Annotated in this window: 9 protein-coding genes and 2 pseudogenes; 8 read left to right on the top strand and 3 right to left on the bottom strand. The window is 63.4% G+C overall.

The window, feature by feature from the left end:
- Together HWX62_RS04055 and HWX62_RS04050 are read left to right on the top strand one after the other, a co-directional pair.
- Nucleotides 1-273 (top strand): annotated as a pseudogene (locus HWX62_RS04055) (hypothetical protein); the annotation flags it as partial.
- A gap of 144 nt (nt 274-417) precedes the next feature.
- Nucleotides 418-1236 carry a hypothetical protein gene (locus tag HWX62_RS04050; protein WP_175929745.1) on the top strand — a complete coding sequence of 273 codons (819 nt, stop codon included), beginning with the start codon at nt 418-420 and terminating at the stop codon, nt 1234-1236.
- 135 nt (nt 1237-1371) lie between these two features.
- Here the strand turns inward: HWX62_RS04050 and HWX62_RS04045 are convergent, their stop codons facing one another.
- Nucleotides 1372-2085 (bottom strand): LysR substrate-binding domain-containing protein, encoded by a 714-nt coding sequence (locus HWX62_RS04045; RefSeq protein ID WP_244135949.1) that lies wholly within the window; start codon nt 2083-2085, stop codon nt 1372-1374.
- Between the two features lie 41 nt (nt 2086-2126).
- Between HWX62_RS04045 and HWX62_RS04040 the strand changes: the two are divergent.
- Both HWX62_RS04040 and HWX62_RS04035 read left to right on the top strand, forming a co-directional pair.
- Nucleotides 2127-2363, top strand: a pseudogene (locus HWX62_RS04040) (porin); the annotation flags it as partial.
- A 234-nt stretch (nt 2364-2597) separates the two neighbouring features.
- A complete protein-coding gene (locus HWX62_RS04035; protein ID WP_175929746.1) occupies nt 2598-4679 on the top strand; it encodes a bifunctional diguanylate cyclase/phosphodiesterase in 2082 nt (693 codons plus the stop codon).
- A gap of 404 nt (nt 4680-5083) precedes the next feature.
- Here HWX62_RS04035 and HWX62_RS04030 read toward each other — a convergent pair whose 3' ends face one another.
- Nucleotides 5084-5269: a DUF3563 family protein gene (locus HWX62_RS04030; protein ID WP_175929747.1), complete on the bottom strand. Its 186-nt coding sequence runs from the start codon at nt 5267-5269 to the stop codon at nt 5084-5086.
- Nucleotides 5270-5433: 164 nt separating this feature from the next.
- On the opposite strand from HWX62_RS04030, the gene HWX62_RS04025 reads away from it, so the two are divergent.
- From HWX62_RS04025 to HWX62_RS04010, 4 genes are all read left to right on the top strand, one after another.
- Nucleotides 5434-5715: a hypothetical protein gene (locus tag HWX62_RS04025; protein WP_175929748.1), complete on the top strand. Its 282-nt coding sequence runs from the start codon at nt 5434-5436 to the stop codon at nt 5713-5715.
- Between the two features lie 367 nt (nt 5716-6082).
- A complete protein-coding gene (gene folE / locus HWX62_RS04020) occupies nt 6083-6619 on the top strand; it encodes a GTP cyclohydrolase I FolE (RefSeq protein WP_244135948.1) in 537 nt (178 codons plus the stop codon).
- A 151-nt stretch (nt 6620-6770) separates the two neighbouring features.
- Entirely contained in the window at nt 6771-7811 is a 1041-nt protein-coding gene (locus HWX62_RS04015) for a fatty acid desaturase (RefSeq protein ID WP_175930146.1), read from the top strand.
- Between the two features lie 116 nt (nt 7812-7927).
- Nucleotides 7928-8878: an isopenicillin N synthase family oxygenase gene (locus HWX62_RS04010; RefSeq protein WP_175985091.1), complete on the top strand. Its 951-nt coding sequence runs from the start codon at nt 7928-7930 to the stop codon at nt 8876-8878.
- A 19-nt stretch (nt 8879-8897) separates the two neighbouring features.
- Here the strand turns inward: HWX62_RS04010 and HWX62_RS04005 are convergent, their stop codons facing one another.
- A complete protein-coding gene (locus tag HWX62_RS04005; protein ID WP_175929751.1) occupies nt 8898-9449 on the bottom strand; it encodes a TetR/AcrR family transcriptional regulator in 552 nt (183 codons plus the stop codon).
- Nucleotides 9450-9755: the final 306 nt, after the last annotated feature.

The following is a 9755-nucleotide window of genomic DNA, read 5'->3' as shown; positions in this document are numbered from 1 at the left end:
GTGGTGACGCTGACGCTGTTCGACGTGCGCTCGGCGGTGCAGATCGCGGCGGCGGAAGGCAGCTCGACGGCGACGAACTACGGCGCGGCGCTGGGCGGCCTCGGCGGCGGGGTGGGCGGCGGGCTGGCCGGTTTCTCGACGACGCCGGAAGGCAAGGCGACGGTCGTCGCGTTCATCGACGCCTGGAACAAGATGGTCGTCGCGCTGCGCAGCTACAAGGCGCAGGACGTCAAGGGCGGCCTGGGCCGCGGCGGCCAGTTGCAGGTCAACTGACGTCGCGGGGCCGGCGGGATGCCGCCGGCCGCTTCTTGATTTCTGATCCCGATTCGTGATTCGTGATTCGTGATGGTCGGGTGCGTGCGACGTTACTCGCACGTACCGGCTTCGTTCGTCCTGCTCATTCGAAAGGTGATCCCGATGAAAGGCGTTGCACTGATCGCATTGACCTGCCTCGCGCTGACCGCTTGCGGCGGCGACGACAATTCCTCGCCCGCAGCGTCCGGCGGATCGGGCACGAGCAACAACGGCGGCAGCGGCGGCAACGGCCCGAGCGGCGGAACGCCGGCCACGGGCACACCCGACGGCAATTCCGGCAATTCCGGCTCGCCGACCGCGTCGAACGTCGAGTGCGATCCGGTTTACCAGCAAGGCGATACCGTGCAGTTGCGCATGTACACGCAAGCAACGTCGCAGAGCCCCGCGGTCGACAACGGCGTGTACACGCGAACCTACGCGCCGGCGACGTTCGGCGGCGTGGCGCTCACGCAGCAGGCCGAAACCACGACCGGCTCGCCGATTCAGACCAATCATTACTATCTCGTCGGCAACGGCGTGCGCACGAATTACGGCGGCGAGGTCTACAGCGGCAGCACGCTCGCGTTGCGGGACGTGAACTCGCCGCCCTATGTCGAGACGATCGGGCTCGCGGGAAGCGAAACGGTCAATTACGTGGATACGCCCGTCTTTCCGTCGGGCGGCGTGCAAACGTCCGTCTCGATCGAGCGGGCCTACGTCGCGCGCGAGACGGTCAGCCTCCGGAACGGCAAGGTCTTCGCGAACGCATGCCACTATCACACCACCGAGACCTTCACCAACTCGGCGTTGACGAGCAAGACGATCGCGGACGACTGGCTCGCGCCGGGCGTCGGCCTGGTCAAATCGATCGCCGACGTGGGCGGCTCGCAGATCATCACGCGTGAGCTGGAATCGGCGACGGTGGGCGGCAAGTCGTACTAGCGGTCGACGCGAGATGCGCGCGGCGGATGGAGACGTTGCGCCATCCCGTCGCGCCGCTCGCCCGACCACACGACGCGGTGGCGGACATCGATATCCCGTTCGATCAGGACTGCGAACACACCGTACCTCGTCCCTTCAGATGGAGCGCAGGAACGCGGCGGACACGCCCAACCGAAGATCCGACGAGAGATTGCGCGACCGTGCGATTTCCTTCGTGAGCTGCATGACCGTGCGGCACGCCAGCGTCAGTTCGCCGTGAGGCGACATGGCGAGCGCAATGAAGCGCGGCACGGACGGATCGACCACCATCGACGCCTGCAATCGGCATTCCCGTTCCAGATTGGCGATCGCGTAGGGGCCTGGCAACGCATGGATGCCGCCGTCGGCGACGATGTGCCCCTGCAGGCTCAGGGAATCGGCTTCCGCCGCGAAATTCAGCGACACCCGATGTTCGCCCGCGATTTGTTCGAGCCGCTCGCGCCCGCTATTGGGGCGGCAGAAAGAGACCAGCGGAATGCCATCGAGCCTGGAAAACGCGATCGTCGACTGACTGGTCAAAGGATCGCCTTTCGCCCCCACGAGGTAAGTCGCGGCCTCGACCAGATATTCGTCGCCGTTTCTCGGCGTCGGACTATTGCGAAACAGGATGGCGAGATCGACACTACCGTTCTCCAGCCAGGTTTCCAGCAACGCCCCTTGACCCTCGCGCACCTGTAACTGCGCCAGCGGGTAACGCTCGCGAAGCTGGTGGTAAAGGGGGCTGACAAGCGGATGAGCGGTGGAGGGCAGAATCCCGAGCCTGACCACGCCGATCGGCTCGCCCGCCGTGCTGCGGATGTCGTTGGACAACTGTTCCGAGCTGGCCAGCCACGTCCGCACGCGCGGCGCGATACGAAGCCGGTTTGTCGATCCCATTGTCACCGGCCGACTTCCTGCTGGCGGAGTGGGCGCGCACGAAGCGGTCCGGCGCGACCCCAGCGGCCGGCAGCCTTCGGAACACCGCGTCCGTCGGCTACAACCACCTTCTGTCGAAACGGACGGACATCTACGCAGTTTACGCTTACGACAAGCTGAGCGCTCACCCCACCGGCAACACGTTTGCGCTGGGCATTCGCCACACGTTCTGATTCCCGCCCGCACCCTCCAACGCCCCGCAGCGCTAAATCCTTCCCTGAACGGGGAGGTCGCGTTTATGATCCGCCATGCAAGCGGTGGTCGCTGGGAACGGCTCGTTGGTCGCACCACGAGTCCGTTCCTTCGGCACCGCTTTCCTTTTGTGCCCAACCTTCACACGAATTCACGAGGCCCTCCGCAATTCGAGGTCTCGTCGTCGCCGATTCGAAAGCGATCTGTAAAAAACAATGCTGCCGACCAGTTATAACGCGTTGCTCGTGCTCCTTTCGCTGCTGATCGCCATCCTGGCGTCCTATACCGTGCTGGACATGGCCGGGCGCATCAAGACCGCTCAGGGGCGCGCCGCACGTTGGTGGCTGGTCGGCGCGGCTTGCGTGATGGGCACGGGTATCTGGTCGATGCATTTCGTCGGCATGCTCGCGTTCGCATTGCCGATTCCGCTTGGATACGATCCGGCCATTACATTGCTGTCGTTGCTGATCGCCATCGTCTGCTCCACGTGCGCACTGTGGCTCGTCTGCCGCGACACGCTGAAGTGGCGCCGTCTGTGCGGCGGCGCCCTGTTGATGGGGGCCGGCGTAGCAGGCATGCATTACACGGGCATGGCGTCGATGCGCATGTCGCCGGGCATTCGGTACGACCCGTTGCTCGTGGGCCTGTCGGTCGCGATTGCAGTGATCGCATCGGGCGCCGTGCTGTGGATCGTATTCATCCGGCGTGCCAACTCGTCTCGCGTGCGCCTGCTCAATCTGGGCTCGGCGGTCCTGATGGGGGCCGCCATCGCCGGCATGCACTACACCGGGATGGCCGCCGCCCGGTTCCCGCTGGGCAGCGTCTGCGGGGCAGCAGGCTCCCGCATGGATGCCGGCTGGCTTGCGCTGGTCATCATCGTGGCCACGTTGGCCATACTCGCGATCGCGCTGGTCGTCTCCATCCTCGATCTGCGTCTCGAGTCGCGCACGGCGGTACTGGCGACGTCATTGGCCGAAGCCAACCAGGAATTGACGTATCTGGCGCTGCACGACAACCTCACCAAGCTCCCCAATCGCGTGCTGCTCGAAGACCGGATCGAACAGGCGATCCAGAGCACCGACCGCGAGCACGGGCGTTTCGCGCTGATGTTCATGGACCTCGACGGATTCAAGGCGGTCAACGATGCCTATGGTCATCATGTCGGCGATCTGTTGCTGGTCGATGTGGCGCGGCGCATCGGCGCGAACCTGCGCTCGCAGGACACGATTGCGCGCTTGGGCGGCGACGAGTTCGTGCTGGTCGTGGCGGTGGACGAGCCCGCGGACGCGGCCGACGTGGCGGACAAGGTACTGGCGGTGATTCGGAAACCGTTCAGCGTGTCCGAGCACGAATTGCGCGTGTCCGCCAGTATCGGTATCGCGCTCTATCCCGGCAACGGCAGCGATTTCCGGGAGCTGATGACCAACGCCGATGCGGCGATGTATCACGCCAAGGCGCTCGGTCGAAACGGATACTGTTTCTTCGAAGCATCGATGAACGCGAATGTCCGCGAGCACTTGAAAATCGTGCAGGAACTTCGTCTGGCGCTGGAGCGGCGTGAACTGGTCCTGCATTACCAGCCGAAGTTCGAAGTCCCCCACGGGCCGATCATCGGCGTCGAGGCGCTGTTGCGATGGATGCATCCGACGCGCGGCCTCATTTCACCCGACCAGTTCATCTCGATCGCGGAAAAGACCGGATTGATCGTGCCGATCGGCGAGTGGGTACTCGACGAGGCCTGCCGGCAGATGCGCGTGTGGTGCGATGCCGGTCGAACCGACTGGACGATGGCCGTCAACCTGTCACCGCTGCAATTCGGCCACGCGAGCCTGATCCAGGTCGTGGAGGCCGCATTGCAGCGGCACGCATTGGAACCCCGTTGCCTGACGCTGGAGATCACCGAATCGACCGCGATGCGCGATGCCGACGCCAGCTTGAGAATCCTGCAGCAGCTTCACGACATGGGCGTGCGCATTTCCATCGACGACTTCGGAACGGGTTATTCGAGCCTGCTCTATCTCAAACGCTTGCCGGCCAGCGAGCTCAAGATCGACCGCGGATTCATCCGCGATCTCGAACACGATACCGAAGATGCCGCGATCATCTCCGCGATCGTCGCGCTCGGCCGGGCGCTCGACCTGAAGATCGTCGCGGAAGGCGTTGAAACGACCGCGCAGCAGCAGTTCCTCACCCGGCTCGGTTGCAACTCGCTGCAGGGCTTTCTGCTCGGGCGCCCGATGCCGGCGGATCACTTCGTCGATATGGCCGCGCAAGGGGCTGCGATCAAGCCTGTTTGATCGCGATTCGCAATACGTCGTGGTCGGTCGTGGAAGGGGGCGACAGGGCATCACGAGCGGCCCGGTCGTCATTTATCGGTGATTTGATTTACGTGGAACGCGAAATACACAGTCGTTCCATTTTTTCACTGGTGAGTTGCTTGTCCAGATCCGATGCAAGAAATAACTGGAAGGTTTCCGGTGACATCAAAATATCCCGACACATTCGTTTGCGTTGGACATATGGAGTCTCTTCAACGCCATCGGCTGGAATTCACCGTACTTTGCTGAAACGCGCCGCCAGTGGTGTGCTGTTGCTCGCTTGCGCGACTAGCGCTTCGCCACTCCGCGCGGGAGTGGAATAAACGGGAACGGTCGGTGCCGATGGACGCCATTAACCGAATCCACGAAATTCAACGGCGGGGTCAGTCTTTCCCGTCACGCTGACGATCTCCGGAACGGAGAAAGTACTGTGCGTGATTCGACTCGAAATGCCGCATCCGTCGCTCGAGTTCGGCCAGATTCGACGCGCCGCTCAGATAGGCGTCGCGCCGCCTGGTTTCCTGGTCGAGAAGTTGCGCCAGGAGTCGTGCAAGTGACCGGTTAATCATGATGTTTTCCTCGATGACGATATCGAAACGTGGTGCGAAGTAAATTCGGTGGTGGATGGAATCCTAATCATCGAAAATGAGTAATACGTGAGCCGCCGTCTCGTCCAGAATTCACGCGCTCGGCGTTCGATGTCACGGGCACGACGACGTTTGCGCAGACGCTCATGGAAATCCAAGTCGCGTATCGGCGGCTCGGTGTTTCCGAACACAACCATGATCGAGGAGAGCAGATGCTCGACGAACGGCAGCGCATCACGCTGATGTGCGCGGCGCTGTTCGGTATTCGCGCAAGCGACGGAGCGGTCGACGTGCTCAAAGAGCAGAATCCGAACGCGTTTCACACGACAAGCATGCTCACATCACGTGTCTTCCTTCTCGAGCCGCCCGATCACACGCCGTGCTGCGGTTTCATTCACGCCGATGCGAACGACCGGCAAGCCACTTGAATCAGGCGTACGGCGGCCGCGATTACGGCAACCTGCCGGTATCCGGCCGCGCCTCACCGGTGCGCGATGACCACGGCAGGCAGGCCGCCGAAGCGGTTCGACCGGCTTCGACATCCGGAACCCGTAATGGCCAGCTCATTTTTCGGAGGTAGGTTGACGTGTTCATGCAGCGCCCGGCGCCCGTCATTCACCGCACCGGCCTTTGATCCAGGATGAGAAAACCATGAACGTACCGATTTTCGATGTGAGCCAGTTGACGACCGACGAGCGTCTGCATGCGGCCGACGACCATGATCGATGCGGCGCGCACGTCCGGCCGCATACCGGCATCCGGCGCACGCGTGCGTTCGATCCGGCCGCATTCGAAATGGCGATCGATGCGTTGCTCGAAGCGAGCGGCATCGGAACCGATTCTTCGCACACGGGACGCACCGCGCAGCGTGTGCGCGAATTGTGGCAAAAGCGTTTGCTCGACGGCTACGAAGTCGATCCGGCCGATGCGCTCGGAACGGGTTTCGACGATCGCGGGCAGGACATGGTGATCGTCCGCAGCATTGCGATTCACGGCGTGTGCCCGCATCACCTGCTGCCGTTTCGCGGCGTGGCTCATGTCGCCTATCTGCCGGGCGGGCGTCTTCACGGCTTCGGACGCATCGCGCGGATGATCGATGCAATCTGTCACAGGTTCACGTACCAGGAGTGGATCACCAACGAAATTGCATCGGCGCTCATCACGTACGGTAAAGCGCGGGGGGCCGCTTGCGTGATCGAGGCCGAGCAATTGTGCTTGCTGATGGGTGAAAATCGCCGCGGCGACGAGCGTGTCGTCACGCAATGCTTCACCGGCGAATTCGAGCGCAATTCGCAAGCGCGGTTGGAGTTTCTTCGGGCCGTCGATCGATAGAAGCGCGTCGTGCGCTTCGCATCGCGCGCTCGTTCGAGTGTCGCAACGGGTTTCACACGCCACCTTGCGAGTCACGTCGCTACTGCTCAGTTCCGGCTCATTCTCGTCGCCTAGATTGTGCGTGATGCACAACGGGATCCAGCACGGCGAAATGAACGAATACCTCGACGACACGCACGCACGGGAAGTGGCTGCTTTACGCGCGACGTTTGCCGCGCGCACCGAATGGCCGACGTGGCTTGTCATTGTCGCTGTCTACGGCGGGTGGTTTGCGGTCGTCACGTCGATGCATGCCGGCCGGCTGCCCGCGTTCGTCGCGACACCGCTTCTCGTGGTGTTGTGCGCATGGCACCTGTCGCTTCAACACGAGCTGCTGCACGGACATCCGACGCGCTCGGCGCGCATCAATCGGATCCTCGGCTGCATTCCGCTCGCGGTCTGGTACCCGTACACGATCTATCGCGATACGCATCTCGCGCACCATCGCGATGCGACGCTGACGGTGCCGGGCGTCGATCCGGAGAGCAACTACGTATCGCGCGAGCAATGGAACGAAGCGAACGCGGTGTTGCGAAAACTATGGCGCGCACGCAAGAGCTTCGTCGGTCGACTGGTCGTGGGGCCGCCACTCAGCGTGAGCTCGATGCTGGCCGGCACGGTCGCCGAATGGCGCGGCGGCGATCGACGCTATGTGCGGACGTGGCTCGCGCATCTGCTTGTTACGGGCGCGATGCTCGCGTGGCTTCAGTGCGACGAAGGGATCGTCTGGTGGTACTACCTGCTCGCGATCACGTGGCCGGCGCTCTCTCTCGCGATGGTTCGCTCCCTTTACGAGCACCGCGCCGCAGACGATTCGAAACATCGGGTCGCGATCAACGATGCAGGGCCGCTGATGCGTCTGCTCTATCTGAACAACAACTATCACCTCGTGCATCACGATCTTCCGGGTCTGCCCTGGTATCTGTTGCGGCGCGTGTACCGCACACACGCTGCGGCCTATGCGAACAGGAACGGCGGCTACGTGATTCGCGGCGGTTACTGGGAGCTGCTGAAGCGCTATGCGTGGCGAGCGACGGATGCGCCGGTCCATCCGCGCTCGGCGCTCGACGCGGATGCCGGCCCGTGCGCTATTCCGGACGACGTCGAGAGCCGGCGAGCGTGCGCGTTCGATGGTGCACGCGAGACGGTCTAATGGCCCGCTCAGTTTCAGGCGATAGATTGACGCTCGTCGCGGCGCTTCCGTCGCGCACTCGCCAGCCGGGCGCACGCCGTCCGCCGCGCGGGTCCGCCCGATCATGGAGGTCAAACATGCAAGTTCCGATCATCGACTTGAACCCGTTGCTGCGCAGCGAGCCGGACGGCCGGCAGCACGTGATGCAGCAATTGCAGGACGCGCACACCGGCGTCGGCTTCTCGATTCTCGTCAATCACGGCGTGCCGGCCGACATCGTGGACGCGCTGTTCGCCGCATCGCGACGCTTTCACGCGTGGCCGCTCGCGTGCAAGATGGCGATGCGCTACAGCACGGCGCTGCGCGGCTATCTGCCGCTCAGTACGTCGACGCTGCAGGCGTCGACGCTCGGTGCCGCGACGCGGCCGAATCACAGCGATTCGTTCGTCGTTCTCGAGGACTTGCCGGAACCGCTGCGGCCCAACTGGGAACGTTCGGCGATGGGCGGCATGCAGCCGTGGCCGGACATCGGCGGGTTCGAGCACGCGGCGCGCCAGTACCGCCGCGCGATGATCGAGCTGGGCCGGACGCTGCTGCCTTGCTTTGCAGCGATGCTCGGGCTGCCGCCCGACGGCTTGGACGACCATTTCCGGACACCGAACCCGATCTTGCGTTTGCTTCACTATCCGGCGGTGCCGCACCGTGATCCCGATCTATTCGGATCGGCGCCGCATACCGACTACGGATGTCTGACGTTCGTCGCTCAGGACGACGTCGGCGGACTGCAAGTCCGGTCCGATCAGGGACGGTGGTTCGATGTACCGGTGGTGACGAATTCGCTCGTGCTGAACACCGGGCAGGTGATCGCCGGGTGGAGTGGTGGCCGGATCAAGGCGACGCCGCATCGCGTGCTGAATCCCGAAGGGACGGACCGCTATTCGATCGCATTCTTTTACGACTGCCGGCTCGACACGCCACTCGACCTCGGAGCCACGCCCGCATCGCAGTCGACGCAGACATACGGCGGCCACCTCGAAGCGATCTTGCGCAAGAACTACGCGTTCGTCGACGCCGATCGCGGCGCCTGATGCCGCGCGACGCACCGACTCATCGACTTTCGCTGCTCGACACGAACCCGACGATCATCCGCACGAGCGCGTCTTCCACTTCCGCAGCGGGCGGTGCATCGTGGCTCGCCGCCAATGTGCGCAGCACGCCGGCGATCGCATGAACCATCACGAACGCGTCGGCGCGCGTGAGCCGGCGGCGGCCGTCGCCGTGCGCCGCGATTCCTTCGTTCGTCCACAGGTCGACCAATTCCGCGAATAGCGGCATCAGCCGGCCAGACGACTGTGTCGCCGACGCATGCTCGATCAGCAGACGATGAACGCGATTGCGTCCGCCGTAGGTCGCGTTCACGGCACGCACGATTTGCCGTATCCGGTCACCGGGCGACGCGGGTGCCCCGATGCGCAACGACGCGACAACTTTCGCGGACATCGCACTCAGCTCGCGCGTCACAAGCGCATCCAGCAACGCATGTTTGCTGCCGAAGTACTGGTAGAGCGTGCCGATGCTCACGCCAGCCTTCGCGGCCACGGCATTCGTCGTGAGTTTTTCGAGGCCGCTGCGCTCGAGCAGCTGTATCGCCGCTTCCAATATGAGTTCGACCTTGTGCTGCGAGCGCGCCTGGCGGGGGCGCCGACGCGTAACACTTTGATTTTCCAACGATTTCCTCCGCATTCGGGATGGTCGGGAACGCGAGTTTCAAAACGTGAGTATCGCTCATATTATCTCGTCATCATCAACGGCGCCGACTCGATATGCAATGCATGGGGCCGGTACAACGGGAGGGAATGTGGGAACGACACGGCCGATTCAGGCAGGCAACGACAGCGGGTTTCGCGACGAAGCGGGCGCACGTCCCGACCGGCGGCTGTCGCGCCGGTATCGCTTCGACGATGC

It is taken from the genome of Burkholderia sp. BCC0506, assembly GCF_902833145.1.
GTDB lineage: Bacteria > Pseudomonadota > Gammaproteobacteria > Burkholderiales > Burkholderiaceae > Burkholderia.
This window is presented reverse-complemented; position numbering and strand designations above follow the sequence as displayed.